Origin of the sequence: Xanthomonas sp. D-36-1 (assembly GCF_017746155.1) — a bacterium.
GTDB classification, from domain to species: Bacteria; Pseudomonadota; Gammaproteobacteria; order Xanthomonadales; family Xanthomonadaceae; genus Xanthomonas; species Xanthomonas cissicola.
This window is the reverse complement of sequence record NZ_JAGHWR010000018.1, coordinates 90532-109943: the sequence shown is the minus strand read 5'-3', so window position 1 is coordinate 109943 and position 19412 is coordinate 90532. Positions and strand designations below refer to the sequence as shown.

The following is a 19412-nucleotide window of genomic DNA, read 5'->3' as shown; positions in this document are numbered from 1 at the left end:
CATGAGAGCAGCGGCAACGTGGCTGCGTTTTCGTAACCCGTCTTATCGCTGCGCCATGCATTCATACAGGCGCAACGTGCCACGCAGGTCAGTCCGCCATCACCTTGTCCGGTGTCATCGGTGTGCTGCGGATGCGCTTGCCGGTCGCGTGGAAGATGGCGTTGCAGATTGCCGCAGAAACGCCGACCAGGCCGATTTCGCCAACGCCTTTCGCCCCCAGGCTGCTGACGACACGGTCGTCTTCGTTCGCGAAGATCACGTCGATGTCGTGGATGTCGGCGTTGGCGGAGACGTGATACAGCGCCAGGTCGTGATTCATGAAGCGGCCGAAGCGATGGTCCGATTGGGTGTGCTCGTGCAGCGCCTGGCCAATGCCCCAAACCACGCCACCCACGATCTGGCTGCGTGCGGTGATCGGATTGAGGATGCGCCCGGCGGCAACGGCGCTGACCACGCGGGTGACCCGCACCGTGCCCAGTTCTTCGTCCACCCGCACCTCCACAAAAACGGCGCCGTGCGTGGCACGGGTGTATTTGCGTTGCTTGAGTACGTTCGGCAGCAGCAGGAACTTATCTTCGATCTGTTCCAGCCCTGCAGTGCGCAGCAGGTCGGTCAAGGCGATGGCGCTGCCGGCATCGGCCCGCAATGCCAGCTTGCCGTCGGCAAAGACCACATCGTCAGGCTTGGCTTTTGCGAAGCGCGATTCGGGCAGCGCCTGTGCCAGCCGTAGTAACCGGCCACGCAGCTTGCCGCACACGCCATCCACCGCCGAGCCCACCGTGGTGACGTGCGAGGAGCCGCCTTCGATCGGCGCGACCGGCAAGGTGGAGTCGCCAAGTTGAAACGTCACCCGCTCCAATGGCAGGCCCAGCGCTTCGGCAGCGATCATCGCCATCACCGTGTAGGTGCCGGTGCCGATATCGCTGGCCGCGCTGCTGACCACCAAACGGCCGTCGGCATGCAGCGCCGCATGTGCGCGCGCGAACATCTGCATCGCATCCCATTGCCCGGTGGCCATGCCCCAGCCCACCCACTCGCTGCCTTCCTTGCGCGCGCGTGGTTGCAGGGGTCGTTGCGCCCAACCGAAGCGCTCTGCCCCTTGCTCGTAACACTGGCGCAGCGCCTTGGTGGAGTAGGGCTTGTCGTCGGCCGGATTGACCTCGGCGTAATTCTTCAGGCGCAGTGCCAACGGATCGATGCCGACCTCATAGGCCAACTCGTCCATCGCCACTTCCAGCGCATGCACACCGTGCGCGGCGCCGGGTGCACGCATGTCGATCGGGCTGTATTGGTCCAGGCTCACCAGCTTGTAGCCCAGGTGCACGTTGTCGCAGGCATACAACTGCCCGCTCCAGTTGACCACCACCTCCACGTAGTCTTCGATGCGCGAGGTTTCGGCGATGGCTTCATGCCAGACCGAACGTAGGGTGCCGTCGCGGTCTGCGCCGAGCTTGAGCCGCTGCAGCGTTTCCGGGCGGTGGCCGAAGGTGAACATCTGTTGCCGTGTCAGCACCACACGGACCGATCGATCCAGCAGGATCGACGCCATCACCGCCAGCGGCAGTTGATACTGCGGGCGCAGCCCGGAGCCGAACGCGCCGCCCACGTACGGGTTGCGCACGGTCACCTTGCGCTTGCTGAGCCCAAACACGTGCGACACATACCAACGGCTGTTCTGCGACCCCTGGGTTTTGTCGTAAATGGTGAAGTGGCCGTCGGCGTCGCGGATGACGGTGGAAGCGAACAACTCCATCGGGTTGTGGTGCTCAACGCCGCTGTAGTAGTCGGCCTGTACCTGGCACTCGGCATTGTCGAATGCGCTCTGCGGATCGCCCTTGTCCTTGGGCGGCGGCGAAAAACCGGCCTTCAACGGCTTGGGCGTGTGCGCACGGTCCAGGTTGGTCATCAGGTTGGTGTCGTGTGGATCCTGCAGCAACTCCACTTCCACCAGATGCGCCGCATGGCGCGCCGCTTCGAAGGTCTCGGCAACCACCAGCGCGATGGGCTGGCCGCTGTACAAGATCTTGTTGTCGTACAACGGACGGAACGGCGAACCGGCCGGCGCCGTCATGTCCTTGTAGAACAGGTCCATGCCGCGCATATGCGGGCGGTTTTCGTGGGTGACGATCTCCAGCACGCCGGGGACTGCGCGTGCTGCATCCAGATGGAAGGCAACGATCTCACCCTTGGCAATGCTGCTGTTGACCACCACCCCATAGGCCAGATCCGGCACCGGCCATTCGGCGGCATAACGTGCCTGTCCGGTGACTTTTGCGCGTCCGTCGATGCGCGTGACGCCGGTGCCGGTGGGGCGATAACCGGTACCGCTGTCGGCAACCGGCGGGTTCAGCTCGCTGTCGGACAGGTCGGTGCTGCGTGCGTTCATGGCGATTCCTCCAGCGCACTGGTGCGCCCGCGGTTGTCGATGGTGCCCTCGCGCGCAACGCTCAATGCGCGCACGATGGCGCGGCGTGCCAGCGGCAGCTTGAAGGCGTTTTCGCCTTGCGGTTGCGCACCTTGCAGCAGCGTGTCCGCCAGGCGGCCGAAGGTGTCGGCATTGGCCGGCTGGCCGACCAGCTGTGCTTCTGCATCGGCATTGCGCCAGGGTTTGTGCGCCACGCCGCCCAGTGCCACACGCACGTCGCGGATGCTGCCGTCTTCGTCCAGATCCAACGCGGCCGCTACCGAGACCAGCGCGAACGCATACGAAAGGCGCTCGCGGATCTTGAGGTAGGCGCTGTGCGCAACGAAGCGCTGCGCATCGGGCAGATCGATATGCACGATCAATTCGTCCGGCGCCAAGGTGCTATCCAGTTCCGGGCGATCGCCAGGCAGGCGGTGGAACTGCGAGAACGCAATGTCGCGCTCTCCCCGGGCGCCCTGCACATGCACCACGGCATCCAGCGCAGCCAAGGCCACGCACATATCCGATGGATGCGTGGCGATGCAGTGCGCGCTGGCGCCGAGAATGGCGTTGTATTTGGTCAGCCCGCCAATGGCCGAACAGCCGGTGCCCGGGTCGCGTTTGTTGCAAGGGGTGGCATGGTCGTAGAAATACATGCAGCGCGTGCGCTGCAGCAGGTTGCCGCCATTGCTGGCCATGTTGCGAATCTGCGGCGAAGCGCCGGCCAGAATCGCCGCGCTCAACAAGGGGTAACGCGTTTCGACCTCCGGGTGATATGCGGTGTCGGCATTGCGCGCCAACGCACCCAGGCGCAGGCCGCCGTCGGGCTGGGCGCTGATGCTGTCCAGCGGCAGCCGATTGATGTCGACCAGGCTGCTGGGGCGCATCAGCTGCAGTTTCATCAGGTCGGTGAGATTGGTGCCGCCGGCGATGAAGCGCACCGGTGCCTGGGAGGGCACCGGCTGCGTGTCGCCGCTGCGCACTGCAATGGCGCCAAGTGCGGCATCGACGGTGTCCGGGCGTGCGTAGGTGAGCGGAATCATGCCGGCACCGTCCCGGGCGTCCACGGCGTGGCCGCGCTGTCGCTGCTGTCGCTGGGCATGCCCAGCACCTCCATCACGGCATCGGTGATCTGCGGATAGGCACCGCAACGGCAGAGATTGCCGCTCATCAGTTCACGCACCTGGTCGCGGTCGTGCGCCTTGCCTTCGTTGATCAAGCCCACGGCCGAGCACAGCTGCCCCGGAGTGCAGTAACCGCACTGAAACGCGTCGTTGGCGATGAAGGCGCGTTGCAGCGGATGCAGTGCATCGCCATCGGCCAGCCCTTCGACGGTGGTGATGTCGGCACCGTCCTGCATGACGGCCAGGGTCAGGCAACTGTTGATGCGGCGGCCATCGACCAGCACCGTGCAAGCGCCGCATTGGCCATGGTCGCAACCTTTCTTGGTGCCGGTGAGGTCGAGGCGATCGCGCAGCAGGTCGAGCAGGCTCACCCAGGCTTCGAGCTGCAAGTGATACGGCTGACCGTTGATGCGCAGGTTGACTGGGTAGGTCGGCGCACTGGTGGTGGCAGTGGCCGGCGCCGTGTCATGGGCAGTGGCGGGTGTGGCAGTCATGCGAACCCCGTGGCGATGGCTGAGGAGGAACACCACCTTGACGGCGCTGCGGTCAACGCAAAGTGACCACGGCTGCGATTGGCGGCGATACAACGCGGCGTACGCGCATTCAGGAGCGGCATCGTGGTCCTGCACGCTCGTGCCTGCATGCGGTGCGTGTGAAGTGCCATCCCATGCGCTGAATTCGTCAGCTTTCCGCGCGCGTCAGCGCGCTGGTGTCCCAGTTGTTGCGACGTGCCGCCGTTATCCTGACCGCATGAAGAAGAGGCGGCAGCAATGAGCCGGCGTGGTGGCAGTGCGGATCTTCCCTTGCATGGAGGTCGCGTCCCGCGTTGGTTGGGCGAGCGGATGACGCGGCTTGGCGCAGTGATGTGCGAGGCGATCGTGCACAGCTATGGGCGCGATGAATTGTTGCGGCGGCTTGCGCACCCGTTCTGGTTTCAGTCATTCGGTGCGGTCATGGGCATGGACTGGCATTCGTCCGGCATTACCACCAGCGTGATCGGCGCGCTCAAGCGTGGGTTGACGCCACTGGCCGGCGAACTGGGCATTCATGTCTGTGGTGGGCGCGGCCGGCATTCGCGTGCCACGCCTTCCGAATTGCTGGCGGTGGGCGATGCGGTCGGGCTGGACGGCGCCGCTTTGGCACAGGCCAGCCGCCTGGTCGCCAAGGTGGACAGCGCTGCCGTGCAGGACGGCTTCGATCTGTACCTGCATGGTTTCATCGTCAGCGACGATGGCCGATGGGTGGTGGTGCAGCAAGGCATGCACGGGCAGCGCAAGCAGGCGCGCCGGTATCACTGGCTCTCCGAAGGCCTGAGCAGTTTTGTGGATGCGCCGCATGCTGCCATCGATGGCGCGCATCAAGGCAACATCGTCAATCTCGCCGACCACCGTGCCGCTGCCTCGCGCGATGCGCAGGTGGAACTGCTGCGCAGCACAGCGCCGGACCGGCTGGCACGCCAATGGCAACGGATTGCGGGTGTGGAGGCGCCTGCGGCACGAGGTCCGCTCACCGGCGATCTGTTCGCCGGCCACGCCTGGGACCCGGCACAACACCCGCATCTGTCCATGCCCGATCATCATGACGTGCGCAGCTAAAACGTGATTACACGACGACTGCACGCAAGCTTGGCCGCCGCCGCCGAGGCGGGACCGCGCGATTTCACCGCGCTGCTGCAAGTGCCTGGTGTGGGTGCGCGCACGTTGCGCTCGCTGGCGATGGTGGCCGAGGTGATGCACGGCACGCCATGCCGTTTCAGCGACCCGGCGCGCTTTTCGCTTGCGCATGGCGGCAAGGACCGGCAACCGTTCCCGGTGCCCACACGCGTGCTCGATCACACCATTGGCGTACTCAAGCAGGCGATGCAGCAGGCCAAACTGGGCAACGACGAACGCCTGCAGGCGATTGCGCGGCTGGACGCACAGGCGCGTCGGCTCGAAGCCAGCGCACGAGGGCCGACGGTGGACGACTACATCGCGCAGGAACGTCGCGATTCGCATCGCTATGGCGGGCGCAGCGTGTTCGGCTGGGAGCCGGCGCCGGAGGATGCGTGCGCGGTGCAAACCCAAGCGCATGCAGGTCGCCGATGAGCGTGCGCGCACGTAGCAGCACGCCAGTGGCCATCGACGGACGCTGCTTCACCTATGTGTTCCCGTGCCAGTGGGAAGACCATTGCAAGATCGGTTTCTCGCGCGACCCGCTGGGGCGCATCGCTAGCCTGCATCCGCGCTGGTTCGATTTTTTCGATCTGGAGCACGGGCTGCTGGTGGAAACCGAGCGCGAGCGCGATGCGCGCGATCTTGAGCTGCAACTGCGGCGCCCGCTGCTTGCGCACAACGCACCGGCACCGATGGCGATCCGCGCAGTGGCCGGTGGGCATACAGAATGGTTTCGGGGCGTGGGCGATGCATTGCAACGTGCAGTAGCGCAACTCCAGCAGGGCGGGTATCGCGTGTTCGTGTTGCGCGAGTGGCTGCAGGCGGCGATGGCTCAGCGTATCGATCGGCTCTACTACTGGGCCGCGGTGCAGTTGAGTGCGGACGAACTGGATGGCCTGGTCGGTCCTACGCCAGCACAACGTGCGCTGCGCGATGTGCTCGATGGCTATCGCGCATTGGATTTTCCCATGCAGCAACATCTGCCCGAACACATTTGGGCTTGGTATTGCCGCAACAGCTGAGCATGTTGCCAGCACGTTGACGTGCGTCGCCTCAGCATCGCCTCAACCCTGAGGAGTGCCTTATGCAGATTGCACAACTGACATTGACCGACGCGTTCAAGGTGCTGTTTTCGGTGCGCCAGGTGCAAGCCGCCGAAATGGTGATTGCACCTGGCGAGGGCGAAGGCGGGCCAGACAATCGCCACCGAGGTGCCGATCAATGGTTGTACGTGGTGGATGGCACCGGCGAGGCGGTCGTCGAGGGGCAGACGCATGCACTGCAGGCCGGTAGCCTGATCGCCATCGAGCGCGGTGAAACGCACGAGATCCGCAATACCGGGAACACACCGCTGAAGACGGTCAATTTCTATCACCCGCCCGCCTACGATGCCCAAGGCGAACCCTTGCCAGCCGGTGAGGCGCAGTGATCGCTGGCGGTGCCGCATGTGGTCGATTGGATCGGTCACTGCGCAAGTGCATGACTTTGGAGAAGCGACAGGCGTGCTTCAACGCCAGGTGAGCAATGCGCCCACTGCGCGTTGACGCCGCGCTTGTTACATCGAGCTGCCGTTCACAATCTGGGAAGTGCCATGCCACAGACCAAGACACGCCGCGCTGCTGCCAAGGACAAGCGCGAAGGAAAATCGGCCAGCACCCAGGCCGGCGAATATGTCAAAGAAGAAATCGACCAGGTGCGCGACGGCGCGCATGGTGTGAAAAGCACCAAGCAGGCCATTGCGATCGGCTTGTCCAAGGCGCGCCGCGATGGCGTGGATGTTGCACCGCGCAGTTCCGCGTCCAAGGCCACCAAGAAAAAAGCCGCGCAGGACAAGGCAGCTGCAACCTCCAAAAAGCCGGTGTCGCCTACGCGCTCGGCCGGTGCCAAGAAAGCCCTCAAGACCGCCAGCAAGGGCACTACCGCCAAGAAGACGGTGGGGAAAAAGGCATTGTCCAAACAGACCACGAGTGCCGCAAAAAAGCGCACCGCCAGCGACCGTTCGACGGCAGCAAAGAAGGCGGCAAAGACCAAGGGCCCGGCAATACGCAAGGCCGCCGCGAAGAAAGCGGCAGCGACGCGCAAGCGTGCCGAAGCCAAGAACGCTTAGCGCGACAAGCTAAGCGTGGCGAGCAGTTTTCAGGTGCGCAGGACGGAGCGGAGTCGTTGAGGATGAGTGGTAAACGCCGTCTCGGGTATCGACCTTGCCCGCCTGTTTGCTGTGCAGCCATTTTTGAAGTTGCTTCTAGAATCCGGCAAATAGGTGTCCGCGCATCAGGCATGAGTAGCGGGTCTGATGCGGCATGTCTTTCACTTCAGCCGTAGTTCGGTGCTGACTCATGTACGCGTTGCTGGTGCCGGGATTGCAACCGTGGACGTAGCCATGCTGCGCACGCTGCTTCATCGAGCGAACCCTCTGCCAGACCGATATAAAAACCGTAGAGTTCCAGGTCACCTGCCTGCAAGGTGGCTCCATTGAGCACGATGAAGGTTTCGCAGGCCACCGCTGCTGTGCGCTTGTTGCCGTCGACAAATGGATGATTACGGGCCAGGCCATATGCCAGGCTCGCTGCTAGCGCCGCCAAGTCCGGAGGTGGGTCGCCATATGCCGATAGTTGTTTAGGTCTAGCAAGGGCGGAGTCGAGTAACGCATCGTCGCGCACACCGCTCCCGCCACCATGTTCGGCCAGCTGGCGGTCGTGGATAGCCAAGACAAGTGGCCGCTCGATCCAGATGATCATGCGTGTGCGTTACTGCGCCAGTTTGTTGAGCAAGGTGCGGCGCTCACGCATCACCTGCTCGGCCACATCCATCTGCGCGGCCAACGTCGGGTCGAATGCGGTCAGCTTGATGCCGTCGGGCGTTTCCAGTGCATAGAGTTCGTCGCCCTTTCCAAGCCGCAGGCGGGCCAGCAGTTCCTTGGGCAGGATGACGCCGGCGGAATTGCCGATGGCAGTGATCTTGAGTTTCATGGCGGCATCTCACGTTAATACGAAAGTTATAACCCTGTCGTCAGCCAGTCGCAAGTGACGTGCTGAAGCGGCTCAGCAAGCCGGTCTCGCCTGCTGCGATCGATAGGTGTACAAATGTACACCTTGTCCCGTTCTGCTGCCGCGCCCCGATGCCATCGCTTCCCCCCCAACGTGCCGCCGTGCTGGCGTTCCTGCAGGAGCAGGCCCAGGCAGGCGTCTCGCCCAGTCTGGCCGAGATCGCGCAGGCCTTCGGGTTTGCCTCGCGCAATGCCGCACAAAAGCACGTGCAGGCGCTGGCCGATGCCGGATTGATCGAGCTGCTGCCCAATCAGAAACGTGGCATCCGTCTGCCGGGGGGCGCCGGTCGCGATGAATTGCTGGCCTTGCCGGTGCTGGGGCGGGTGGCAGCAGGCCTGCCGATCGGTGCGGACATCGGCCTGGAGCGTCAGCTCTGGCTGGACCGCGCGCTGTTTTCGCTGCGTCCGGATTACCTGTTGCAGGTGCAGGGGGATTCGATGATCGATGACGGCATTCTGGATGGCGACCTGGTTGGCGTGCATCGCAGCAATGAGGCGCGCGACGGGCAGATCGTGGTGGCGCGGGTGGATGGCGAAATCACCATCAAGCGCCTGGAGCGCGGCGCCGAACGCATCCGCCTGCTGCCGCGCAATCGTGCGCATGCGCCGATCGTGGTGGCGGCCGATGCCGACTTCGCGATCGAAGGGCTGTACTGCGGCCTGATCCGGCAGGGCTGAGATGAGCCAGGAGCCGGCGCGCATCAGCCAGGACGGGAATGCGGCAGTGGCACTGCCGCTGGACGCCCTGCTGGCCGCGCGCACCGTCTGGCGTGCAGGCCAGGGCACGGCCACCGTCAATGGCGGCGAATCCACCGGGCATGTGGCATTGGATGCGTTGCTGCCCGATGGCGGCTGGCCGCGGCGTGCCTTGACCGAGTTGTTGTTGCCTGCGCACGGCATCGGCGAGATCGCCTTGTTGCTGCCCACGCTGGCACGCATGACTGCCAGCAGCAGCCGGGTCGTGCTGGTCGCGCCGCCGTTCATTCCTTACGCGCCGGCCTGGCAGGCGGGCGGGGTGGTGCTGGAGCATCTGGAAGTGGTGCAGGCCGAGCCGCGCGAAGCGTTATGGGCGTTCGAACAATGCTTGCGCAGCGGCGCTTGCGCTGCGGTACTGGGCTGGCCGCAAACCGGCGATGCGCGTGCGCTGCGCCGGCTGCAGGTGGCGGCCGATAGCGGCAACTGCTGCGCCTTCGCGCTGCGCGACCGCCGTCATGCGGTGAATGCATCGCCGGCGGCCTTGCGGCTGGAATTCCTGCCCGAGCGCGATGCCTGGCAGGTGCGCAAGTGCCGCGGCGGGCAGGTACCGTCGCAGCCGTTGCGGCTGGCGCATTGAGGCGCGCGCATGTTGTGGGCCTGCATCTTGCTGCCGCAGCTGGCGCTGGACGCCGTCCTTCGGCGTCTGGAAGCGCCGCAGGCGCCGCTGGTGCTGGTGGAAGGCCCGGCGCAGCTGCGCAGCCTGCATTCGGTCAATGCCGCCGCTGGTGCGGCTGGGTTGAAGGCCGGCATGCGGCTATCGGCGGCGCATGCCTTGATGACTCAGGTAAGCACCATCGATTACGACGCGCAAAACGAAGCGCGCACGCAGCGCTTTCTTGCGGCCTGGGCATATCGGCATAGTTCGCTGGTCAGCCAGCAGTGGTCGCGCGCCATCGTGCTGGAAGCCGGTGCCAGCTTTCGCCTGTTCGGCCCCTGGCCGCGCTTCGAGCGTCGCCTGCGCGATGAGCTGCAGGCCTTGGGCTTCCAGCACCGGCTTGCGCTGGCGCCCACGCCGCGCGCCGCGCGCGTGCTGGCAGGGCTGCGCGACGGCATGGTGGTGACGCAATTGCCGGCCCTGCACAGCACGCTCGACAAGGTGCCTGTGCGCCGCGCTGCATTGCCCGACGATGCCGGCGAGCGCCTTCAGCACATGGGCGTGCGCACGCTCGCGGCGGTGCGTGGGTTGCCGCGCGACGGGTTGCGCCGGCGTTTCGGTGCGGGCCTGCTCGATCATCTGGATCGCCTCTACGGGCAGGTCGACGACCCACTGGAGTGCTACGCGCCGCCAGACCACTTCGACCACCGCGTGGAGTTGGGGTATGAGGTGGAAACGCATCCGGCGCTGCTGTTTCCGTTGCGTCGGTTGATCGGCGACCTGTGCACGTATCTGTCCATTCGCGATGGCGGCGTGCAGCGGTTTTTATTACGCCTGGAGCACGAAGAAGGTGCGACCGATGTAGAGATCGGCCTGCTCACGCCGGAACGCGCGCCCACCTTGCTGTTCGAGCTGGCCCGCAACCGGCTGGAGCGGGTGGAGATTCCGCGGCCGGTGGTGGCGATGCGCTTGCTGGCACGGCAGCTGCCGCCGTTCGTACCGGCCATGCGCGACCTGTTCGATCAGCGCGCGCAGCAATCGGTGGAGTGGCCGCAACTGCGCGAGCGCCTGCGTGCACGGCTGGGCGATGACGCGGTCTATCGCGTCTTGCCGGCCGACGACCCGCGCCCGGAGCGCGCGTGGCGCCGCGCCATCGGCGATGCGATGCGCGAAGCCGCCGCGCCGCAGCGTCCGCCGCGCCCCACCTGGTTGCTGCCGCAGCCGGTGCCGCTCCACGACCCGCACCTGCGCATCGTGTCCGGCCCGGAGCGGCTGGAAAGCGGTTGGTGGGACGACGATGAAGCGCGTCGCGATTACTACGTGGTGGAGACAGCACGCGGCCGGCGTGGCTGGGCATTCGCCGCGCCCGGTCGGGTGGACGGCTGGATGCTGCATGGGTGGTTTGCGTGAGCGCAGGGATGCCATTGCAGGATCCGAGCACGGGCCGCCTGGCGCTGGTCGCGGGGTGGGTGCAGGCTGCAGGTGCCGGGCCTTCAAAAAGAACGCAGCAGGAGCTGCAGCGACGCGATCCACCGCGGACTGCAAAGGCCGTGCGAGACAGCATGGCGCTGTTGAAGGCATCCAGCATCCATGAGCTGGGATGACGCCATTGATGGCGTAGACCGCGACACGCCCGGTGGGCGCATGCCGCGTGCCTGGAATGTGGCTGCACGCCTGCGCGCGGCCAATGACGATATCGTCCATGCGCAGCAGGCCGATGATCTGCCTGCATATGCCGAGCTGCATTGTCTGTCGGACTTTTCGTTCCTGCGCGGTGCCTCCAGTGCCGAGCAGTTGTTCGCACGCGCGCAGCATTGCGGCTACAGCGCCTTGGCCATTACCGACGAATGCTCGCTGGCCGGCATCGTGCGTGGCCTGGAAGCGTCGCGTGCCACCGGCGTGCGGTTGATTGTCGGCAGCGAATTCACCCTGGTCGATGACATCCGCTTGGTGCTGTTGGTGGAAAATGCGCACGGTTACCCGCAGCTGTGCGGGTTGATCACTACCGCGCGGCGTGCGGCAAGCAAGGGCGCCTATCGCTTGGGTCGCGCCGAGGTGCAAGCGCAGTTTCGCGACGTGGTGCCGGGCGTGTTTGCGCTGTGGCTACCCGGCGCGCAGCCGCAGGCAGAGCAGGGCGCCTGGTTGCAACAGGTCTTCGGCGAGCGGGCGTTTCTGGCAGTGGAACTGCATCGCGAACAGGACGATGTCGCGCGCCTGCAGGTCCTGCAAGCGCTGGCGCAGCAATTGGGCATGACCGCGTTGGCGAGTGGCGATGTGCATATGGCGCAGCGTCGCGAGCGCATCGTGCAAGACACCTTGACCGCCATCCGCCACACGCTGCCGCTGGCCGAGTGCGGCGCACACCTGTTCCGCAATGGCGAGCGGCATCTGCGAACCCGGCGCGCGTTGGGCAATATCTACCCGGATGCGTTGTTGCAGGCCACCGTGGAGTTGTCGCAGCGTTGTACCTTCGATATTTCCAAGATCAGCTACACCTATCCCAGAGAGCTGGTGCCGGAAGGCCACACGCCCACCAGCTATCTGCGTCAGCTCACCGAAGCAGGCATCCGCAAGCGCTGGCCGGGCGGCATCTCGGCAAAGGTGCGCGAGGACATCGAAAAAGAGCTGGCGCTGATCGCGTTCAAGAACTACGAAGCGTTCTTCCTCACTGTGCAAGATGTGGTGCGCTTCGCACGCGATCAGGACATTCTCTGCCAGGGCCGTGGCTCATCGGCCAATTCGGCGGTGTGCTATGCGCTGGGCATCACGGCGGTCAACCCGGATGAAACGCGGTTGTTGATGGCGCGCTTCCTGTCCGAAAAACGCGACGAGCCGCCGGACATCGACGTGGACTTCGAGCACGAACGCCGCGAGGAAGTGCTGCAGTACGTCTACAGCAAATACGGGCGCGAACGCGCGGCGCTGGCGGCGACGGTGATCTGCTATCGCGGCAAAAGCGCCGTGCGCGATGTGGCCAAGGCCTTCGGCCTGCCGCCGGACCAGATTGCGTTGCTGGCCAATTGCTACGGTTGGGGCAATGGCGAAACGCCGATGGAACAGCGCATCGAAGAAGCCGGGTTCGATCTGGCCAACCCGCTGATCAACAAGATCCTGGCCGTTACAGAGCATTTGCGCGATCACCCACGGCACCTGTCGCAGCATGTCGGCGGTTTCGTGATCTCCGACGAGCCGCTTTCGCTGCTGGTGCCGGTGGAAAACGCGGCCATGCCTAATCGCACCATCATCCAGTGGGACAAGGACGATCTGGAAACCATGCAGCTGCTCAAGGTCGATTGCCTGGCGCTGGGCATGCTCACCTGCATCCGCAAGACGCTGGAGCTGGTGCGCGGCCACCGTGGGCGCAATTACAGCATTGCCACGCTGCCAGGCGATGACGCGCCAACCTACAAGATGATCCAGCGCGCCGACACCGTCGGCGTGTTCCAGATCGAATCGCGTGCGCAGATGGCGATGCTGCCGCGGCTCAAACCTGCAGAGTTCTACGATCTGGTCATCGAAGTGGCGATCGTGCGCCCCGGGCCGATCCAGGGCGACATGGTGCACCCATATCTGCGCAGACGGCAGGGCCGCGAAGAAGTGAACTACCCGTCGCCTGCGGTTGAAGACATCCTCAAGCCCACGCTGGGCGTGCCGTTGTTTCAGGAGCAGGTGATGGAACTGCTGATGCATGCTGCCGATTACAGCGAGGACGAAGCCGACAACTTGCGTCGCTCGATGGCCGCATGGCGGCGCGGCGGCGACATGGAACAGCATCGCACGCGCGTACGCGAACGCATGCAGGGCAAAGGCTACGCCTCCAGCTTCATCGACCAGATCTTCGAACAGATCAAGGGTTTTGGTTCCTACGGTTTTCCGCAGAGCCATGCCGCCTCGTTCGCCAAACTCGTCTATGCCAGCTGCTGGCTCAAACGCCACGAGCCGGCCGCCTTCGCCTGCGGGCTGCTCAACGCGCAGCCGATGGGCTTTTATTCGGCCAGCCAGATCGTGCAGGATGCGCGCCGCGGCAGCCCCGAGCGCGAGCGCGTGGAGGTGCTGCCGGTGGATGTGTTGCACAGCGACTGGGACAACACCCTGGTCGGCGGCCGGCCGTGGCGCAGCGCTGCCGATCCCGGCGAACAACCGGCGATCCGGTTGGGCATGCGGCAGGTCGCCGGACTGTCGCAAGTGGTGGCGCAGCGCATCGTTGCCGCACGCACGCAGCGGGCGTTCGCCGATATCGGCGATCTGTGCCTGCGCGCCGCACTCGACGAAAAAGCACGCCTGGCATTGGCAGAAGCAGGCGCCTTGCAAGGCATGGTGGGCAACCGCAATGCCGCGCGCTGGGCAATGGCCGGTGTGGAGGCGCGTCGCCCACTGTTGCCGGGCAGCCCGGAGGAGCGCCCGGTGGAGTTCGAGGCACCGCGCGCGGGCGAAGAAATCCTTGCCGATTACCGCTCGGTCGGCCTGAGTCTGCGCCAGCATCCAATGGCGCTGCTGCGCCCGCAGATGCGCCAGCGGCGCATCCTGGGTCTGCGCGAATTGCAGGGCCGCCGCCACGGCAGCGGCGTGCATGTGGCCGGCCTGGTCACCCAGCGCCAGCGCCCGGCCACCGCCAAGGGCACCATCTTCGTCACCCTGGAAGACGAGCAGGGCATGATCAACGTCATCGTCTGGTCGCACCTTGCGCTGCGTCGCCGCCGTGCGCTGCTGGAATCGCGCCTGCTGGCCGTGCGTGGTCGCTGGGAACGCGTGGACGGCGTAGAGCATCTGATCGCCGGCGACCTGTACGACCTCAGCAACTTGCTCGGCGACATGCAGCTGCCCTCGCGCGATTTCCATTGACGCTTTTCGGGCCTTGGATTGCGGCTAGATTCTATGTGCGTTCCATACCCAACTGCTGGCTTTTGGGAACGCTCCGACCTTCCTGACAACCGTTTTTTTCAGGAAGAGGCCTTCGCGGTAGAGCGTCACCATGAAGATCATATTCGTCATGTTGCTGGCGTCGGTTGCAGCTAGGGCGCAAGCTCCGACACCTCAAGCACGGTGTAGTGAGAGTGAAGCAATGAACAACGACGCAAGAATAATCGCGGTGGACCACACAGGCTTCGCGGTATCGTCATTGGACGAAGCTGTTCGGTTCTGGACAGGAGCACTCGGCTTCAAGCTTGAGCGACAGTCGGAGATGGGGGGCGATTTCCTGTATCAGGTGACTGGCGTCGATGATCCCAATGTAAAAACGGCAATCGTCAGGGCACCAGACGGTTATGCGATCGAACTATTACAATATTCAAAAGGGCGCCAGAACGGGGCGGTGCCGAACAGCGCGGGGGCGATTGGTGCGGCCCACCTAGCTCTGACCGTAAACGACATTCATGCCGCTATTGCCCGCGTCGAGGCAGCAGGATGGAAGGCGAAGGGTAGTCCACTGCCGATCGCGGGTGGGCCAAGGAAGGGAACGCTGGTGGCCTACGTTTCAGGCCCCGACCATATAACGATAGAGCTCATGCAGCCGTAGGCCCATTAATGGGTCTACGGAAGTTTTCCCGCTTACCATCGTTATTGGGAAGGATGCCGATATTGGTCAGACGCTGACGGGTTCGCGCCGTTGCTCCAATGTCTGGACGAATACGGCTAGGCTGATCGATGCCAGACGTTCGACCAGCAGCCGTTCGGCTTCCTGTAGCGCATCGCTCACCGCCTCGTTGACGACTGCCGCGATCTGGCACCCGGGCTCAGGACGTTCGATTCCGGTCGCCAATAGGCGGGGCCGCCAATCTGTCCAAATCGCTGGGTGGTGCCAAGGCCGACTGACGCAATCGATGCGGTCATGTGCCAGTAAGTTGTCGAGCTCGCTTGCTGGGCTGGCTGTTTCAGGCCAATTGGCGAAGCAACGTCCTGTGCAACGCAGCCACAAGCGTGAGTGAATGCATCTGCACGCCGGTCATTGGCAGTAAGCCGGTCCGTGCTACACCATGCAGGTCCGCGCAGCCGCGCTGGCTTGTCTTTCACCCACCAGGCGATCATGAAGTTGGAGGCGTTGTTCGACCAGTTGCACACCTTGCCCACCGTGCCCAAGGTGGCGCAGGACCTGATCCGTCAATTCGACGATCCGCAGACCGATATCGATACGCTGGCGCACAGTATCGAGCGCGATCCGGTGATTGCCGCCAAAGTGTTGCGGCTGGCCAATTCGGCGCGCTTCCATGGCTTGCGCGATTCCACCAGCGTGGAAGACGCGGCCATGCGGCTGGGCTTCAACACCCTGCGCACGCTGGTGCTGGCGTCGGCGATGACTGGCGCGTTCCGGGCTGGCCCGGGCTTCGACCTCAAGGCCTTCTGGCGGCACAGTTTCGAAGTGGCCGGCATCTGCCGCCTGCTGGCGCGCCAGCAGGGGGTTGACCCGGAGACCGCCTTCACCTGCGGGATGATGCACAACATCGGCGAGCTCTTGATCCAGTCCGGAGCGCCGGAATACGCCAGCCGCATCAATCACGAAACCTCCTCTGCCGGTCATGCGGCCGAAGAAACCCTGCAACTGGGCTTCGGCTATCCGGAAGTCGGGGCCGAGCTGGCACGTCGCTGGCAGTTGCCCGTGGTGATCCAGGAAGCCATCGGGTATCAGGTCCGGCCTGCCGCGGCCCCGGACGGTGCGCGCATGCCATTGCTGGTGGCCCAGGCGGTACTGGTCTGCGATGCGCTGCATGCGCATGGCGGCGCCAACGCGGCGGCATTGGAAGCGATACGCAGCCCGCTGATGGACGGTGTGGATCTGGACGCGTTGTTCGCCGCGTTGCCGGAGGTCATCGAGGCAGATCGCGCCTTTGCCGAGTTGCTGCACTAACCCAGGGCAGGACGCTGCATCATTCCCCGCGCAGCGGCGCATGCGCAGTCTGTTGCGCCTTGCGTCGCACGCGCGGTGTCGGGCTGCTGCCATGCAGTGATCGCCGCGTCGGGCGCAGATGCCGACAGGCACTGGCCCGATAACGCCCCCGCCTGGCGGCAACTGGCGCCAGGTGACAGACGCGGCGCACTTGTATCGACGCTGGCGCGAACGTGCTTCGAAACGTGCCCGCGTCCTCAAGAGCAACGCGCCGGATACCGCCGCGCTTGGCAGATTGCAACCCAGGCAGCAGCGCGTGCGTCGGGTCGCCCCTGTGAAGCCCACCCGCCACAGCGCGCACACTGTCACGCCGCGCCGCAGCTGGACGCGGATGGGCGCAGGCGCTAGCGTTGCAGGGATTTTTTGCCTACAGGGGAATGCCCAATGAGCCACGACGCGCAGCCGCGCCAGCTCACCTTCCGTGCCGTGGCGCTGGCCATCGTGCTGGCGGTGGTGCTTTCGGCCGCCAATGCCTACCTCGGCCTGTTCGCCGGTCTGACCATCGCCACCGCCATCCCGGCAGCCGTCGTGTCGATGGGCGTGCTGCGCCTGTTGGGCGGTGGCACCATTCTGGAAAACAACATCGTCCAGACCGGTGCGTCGGCCGGCTCGTCGATCGCAGCCGGAGTGATCTTCACCATCCCCGCGCTGGTGATCATGGGCTACTGGCCGGACTTCAAGTACTGGTGGGTGCTCGGCATCGCCGGTATGGGGGGCCTGTTGGGCGTGTTGTTCTCGGTGCCGCTGCGGCGCTCGATGATCGTCGAAGACCCGCTGCCGTTCCCCGAAGGCAAGGCGGCGGCCGAAGTGCTCAAGGCCGGCGAAAACCCCGGCCCAGGCCTGAAGATTCTTGCCATCTCCGGCGCCATCGGTGCGCTGGTCAAGCTGGCTGCGGCCAGCGGCCTGCGCGTGATTCCCGACACCTGGGCGCAGGCCACCTACCTGGGCAGCAGCCGGCTGGTGGGCTATATCGGCACCAACCTGTCGCCGGCGCTGCTGGGCGTGGGCTACATCGTCGGGTTGAATGTGGGCATCGTGGTGCTGTCCGGCTCGATCCTGTCCTGGCACATCGCCATCCCGCTGTATCAGCAATTCTTCATGGGCTCGGACCCGGCCCTGGCGCAGAGCCTGGTCGGTGCGTCGGCTGCCGATGCAGCGTTCGGCATCTGGGGCGCGAAGATTCGCTACCTCGGTGTCGGCGCGATGTTGATCGGTGGCGTGTGGACCCTGTTTTCGCTGCGTAAATCGCTGTTTTCCGGCGTCAAGAGCGGCTTTTCCGCTGCGCGCAAGAGTGGCGGCGGCGTGGTTGCAGAAACCGAGCGCGATCTGCCGATGAAGTGGATGCTGGTGGCGCTGGTGCTGTGCACGCTGCCGCTGCTGTGCCTGTATCAGGCCATCGTGCAGCAGTGGCATGTGTCGATCCCGATGACCATCATCATGATCGTGGCCGGTTTCCTGTTCGTGTCCGTTTCGGGCTATCTGGCGGGTCTGATCGGTTCGTCCAACAACCCGGTGTCGGGCATCACCATCTCCACCATCCTGTTCGCCTCGGCGGTGCTGGTGTTGCTGCTCGGCAAGAGCGGCCTGGTGCCGGTGGGCATCGGCGCTGCGCCGCTGGGCGCAGTGGCCGCCATCATGATCGGTGCGGTGGTGTGCTGCGCGGCGGCGGTGGGCGGGGACAATCTGCAGGATCTCAAGGCCGGTTATCTGGTCGGTGCCACACCGTGGAAGCAGCAGCTGATGCTGGGTATCGGCGCGTTTTCGTGCGCATTGATCATGGCGCCCGTGCTGAACCTGCTGGCCCAGGCCTACGGCATCGGCCCAGCCACGCCACAGCATCCCAACTCGCTGGGCGCGCCGCAGGCGACGCTGATGGCTTCGGTGGCCAAGGGCCTGTTCGGCGGCCAGCTGCCGTGGAGCATGATCGCGATCGGTGCCGGCGTGGGTGCAGCCATCATCGCGTTGGACGAATGGTTGAAGGCCACCGGCAAGCGCTTCCGTGTACCGGTGCTGGCCGCGGCCATCGGCATCTATCTGCCGCTGGAATTGATGGTGCCGATCTTCCTCGGTGGCCTGATCGCGCATCTGGTGGAGCGCTTCCACAACATCCGTGCCGACGACGAAGACGGCCGCGACCGCGTGCATCGCCCGGGCGTGCTGTTTGCCGCTGGCCTGATCACCGGCGAGGCGTTGATGGGCATCGCCATTGCGGTGCCCATCGTGCTGTCCAGTCGCGCCGACGTGCTGGCATTGCCCGCCGCGCTGCAGCTCAACCAGTGGATCGGCCTGGCGATTCTGGCCCTGGTCGGCTGGCTGCTGTATCGCATCGGCAAGCGCGGCGAACAGGCCGCCTGAGTGCGATGCCGGATGGCGCATGCGCCCAGCATGCGCCATCTGCAAGCCGGCGCCTGGTTGTGTGCGCAGCTTGATCCAGTACAGATGTGATGGAACGGGAAACAGCTGTTTGGGCCGCCGGTCTCTACCCGGCGAAGACATGCCAGCGCTGCAATGGCGCCAGGTCCTCTGTAAGACGGAGGGTGATTCGCCGTTTCGATTGCATGGCTGCGACTGCGTCCGACACACCGCATGCGAACCGTGCAGGATTACCGCATGCAGGGCATTTATGCCTGCATAGCCATCAGCTACCGCCATCGACATTCAATGTCTTTGCGCCGGCTTTACGCCCTGCGCAGCTGCCATGCATAGCGACTTTATGCCGCTGCTGCTTATCGTGCCGTCTTCCGCACAACGGTGCGCCCTGAGTGCTGCATGCCCGGACTGATCTGATCCCCATCACGCTGTAGAACGTGGCGCGCTCACGCTGTGCATGACCCCGCAAAGCCAGGCAAGTATCTGGCAGTGCAAGCCTGCGCACTTCCCTACAGTGGGCGCGTGCATCGCATCGCGACCGCCTTGGCGCCGCCCTGAAAAACGCAGTTGCGGCGCCGCCGA

Annotated in this window: 16 protein-coding genes and 1 pseudogene; 11 read left to right on the top strand and 6 right to left on the bottom strand. The window is 64.8% G+C overall.

The genetic code is table 11. From position 1 onward, the window contains the following. Window positions 1-88: 88 nt before the first annotated feature. The 3 genes from J7367_RS05645 to J7367_RS05635 are packed head-to-tail and all read right to left on the bottom strand — an operon-like array spanning window position 89 to window position 4022. A complete protein-coding gene (locus J7367_RS05645) occupies window positions 89-2386 on the bottom strand; it encodes a xanthine dehydrogenase family protein molybdopterin-binding subunit (protein ID WP_057658443.1) in 2298 nt (765 codons plus the stop codon). Next, the gene (locus J7367_RS05640; RefSeq protein WP_057658441.1) at window positions 2383-3471 is read right to left on the bottom strand and encodes a xanthine dehydrogenase family protein subunit M; all 1089 of its coding nucleotides are present in this window, start codon (window positions 3469-3471) and stop codon (window positions 2383-2385) included. Before J7367_RS05640 ends, J7367_RS05645 begins: the two co-directional genes overlap by 4 nt. Continuing rightward, window positions 3444-4022: a (2Fe-2S)-binding protein gene (locus J7367_RS05635; RefSeq protein ID WP_007965498.1), complete on the bottom strand. Its 579-nt coding sequence runs from the start codon at window positions 4020-4022 to the stop codon at window positions 3444-3446. Before J7367_RS05635 ends, J7367_RS05640 begins: the two co-directional genes overlap by 28 nt. A gap of 276 nt (window positions 4023-4298) precedes the next feature. Here J7367_RS05635 and J7367_RS05630 point away from each other — a divergent pair. The 4 genes and pseudogenes from J7367_RS05630 (at window position 4299) to J7367_RS05615 (ending at window position 7290) form a co-directional block, all read left to right on the top strand. Beyond that, window positions 4299-5615, top strand: a pseudogene (locus J7367_RS05630) (DUF763 domain-containing protein). Continuing rightward, window positions 5612-6205, top strand: a complete 594-nt coding sequence (locus J7367_RS05625) for a GIY-YIG nuclease family protein (protein ID WP_057658439.1) — start codon at window positions 5612-5614, stop codon at window positions 6203-6205. Before J7367_RS05630 ends, J7367_RS05625 begins: the two are co-directional and overlap by 4 nt. Window positions 6206-6267: 62 nt before the next feature. Then, window positions 6268-6612, top strand: a complete 345-nt coding sequence (locus tag J7367_RS05620) for a cupin domain-containing protein (RefSeq protein ID WP_057658436.1) — start codon at window positions 6268-6270, stop codon at window positions 6610-6612. Between the two features lie 162 nt (window positions 6613-6774). Continuing rightward, the gene (locus tag J7367_RS05615) at window positions 6775-7290 is read left to right on the top strand and encodes a DUF6496 domain-containing protein (RefSeq protein ID WP_057658435.1); all 516 of its coding nucleotides are present in this window, start codon (window positions 6775-6777) and stop codon (window positions 7288-7290) included. Between the two features lie 205 nt (window positions 7291-7495). On the opposite strand, the gene J7367_RS05610 is transcribed toward J7367_RS05615, so the two are convergent. Then, window positions 7496-7921 (bottom strand): type II toxin-antitoxin system death-on-curing family toxin, encoded by a 426-nt coding sequence (locus tag J7367_RS05610; protein ID WP_007971826.1) that lies wholly within the window; start codon window positions 7919-7921, stop codon window positions 7496-7498. A 9-nt stretch (window positions 7922-7930) separates the two neighbouring features. Next, window positions 7931-8152, bottom strand: coding sequence for an AbrB/MazE/SpoVT family DNA-binding domain-containing protein (locus J7367_RS05605; protein ID WP_014502325.1), 222 nt, complete (start codon window positions 8150-8152; stop codon window positions 7931-7933). A gap of 149 nt (window positions 8153-8301) precedes the next feature. On the opposite strand from J7367_RS05605, the gene lexA reads away from it, so the two are divergent. From lexA to J7367_RS05580, 5 genes are all read left to right on the top strand, one after another. Next, window positions 8302-8907: a transcriptional repressor LexA gene (lexA, locus tag J7367_RS05600; RefSeq protein WP_057658432.1), complete on the top strand. Its 606-nt coding sequence runs from the start codon at window positions 8302-8304 to the stop codon at window positions 8905-8907. A gap of 1 nt (window position 8908) precedes the next feature. After that, entirely contained in the window at window positions 8909-9562 is a 654-nt protein-coding gene (imuA, locus tag J7367_RS05595) for a translesion DNA synthesis-associated protein ImuA (RefSeq protein ID WP_007965488.1), read from the top strand. Window positions 9563-9571: 9 nt separating this feature from the next. After that, on the top strand, window positions 9572-10990 hold the full coding sequence (locus J7367_RS05590; protein ID WP_057658430.1) for a DNA polymerase Y family protein: 1419 nt from the start codon (window positions 9572-9574) through the stop codon (window positions 10988-10990). Window positions 10991-11170: 180 nt separating this feature from the next. Then, window positions 11171-14422 (top strand): error-prone DNA polymerase, encoded by a 3252-nt coding sequence (locus tag J7367_RS05585; protein WP_057658428.1) that lies wholly within the window; start codon window positions 11171-11173, stop codon window positions 14420-14422. A 238-nt stretch (window positions 14423-14660) separates the two neighbouring features. Further along, a complete protein-coding gene (locus tag J7367_RS05580; RefSeq protein ID WP_172955903.1) occupies window positions 14661-15095 on the top strand; it encodes a VOC family protein in 435 nt (144 codons plus the stop codon). A 66-nt stretch (window positions 15096-15161) separates the two neighbouring features. Here J7367_RS05580 and J7367_RS05575 read toward each other — a convergent pair whose 3' ends face one another. Further along, entirely contained in the window at window positions 15162-15338 is a 177-nt protein-coding gene (locus tag J7367_RS05575; RefSeq protein ID WP_162829048.1) for a hypothetical protein, read from the bottom strand. 264 nt (window positions 15339-15602) lie between these two features. On the opposite strand from J7367_RS05575, the gene J7367_RS05570 reads away from it, so the two are divergent. Further along, window positions 15603-16421 carry an HDOD domain-containing protein gene (locus J7367_RS05570; protein ID WP_003490255.1) on the top strand — a complete coding sequence of 273 codons (819 nt, stop codon included), beginning with the start codon at window positions 15603-15605 and terminating at the stop codon, window positions 16419-16421. Between the two features lie 423 nt (window positions 16422-16844). Further along, the gene (locus tag J7367_RS05565) at window positions 16845-18815 is read left to right on the top strand and encodes an oligopeptide transporter, OPT family (protein ID WP_057658426.1); all 1971 of its coding nucleotides are present in this window, start codon (window positions 16845-16847) and stop codon (window positions 18813-18815) included. Window positions 18816-19412 lie beyond the last annotated feature (597 nt).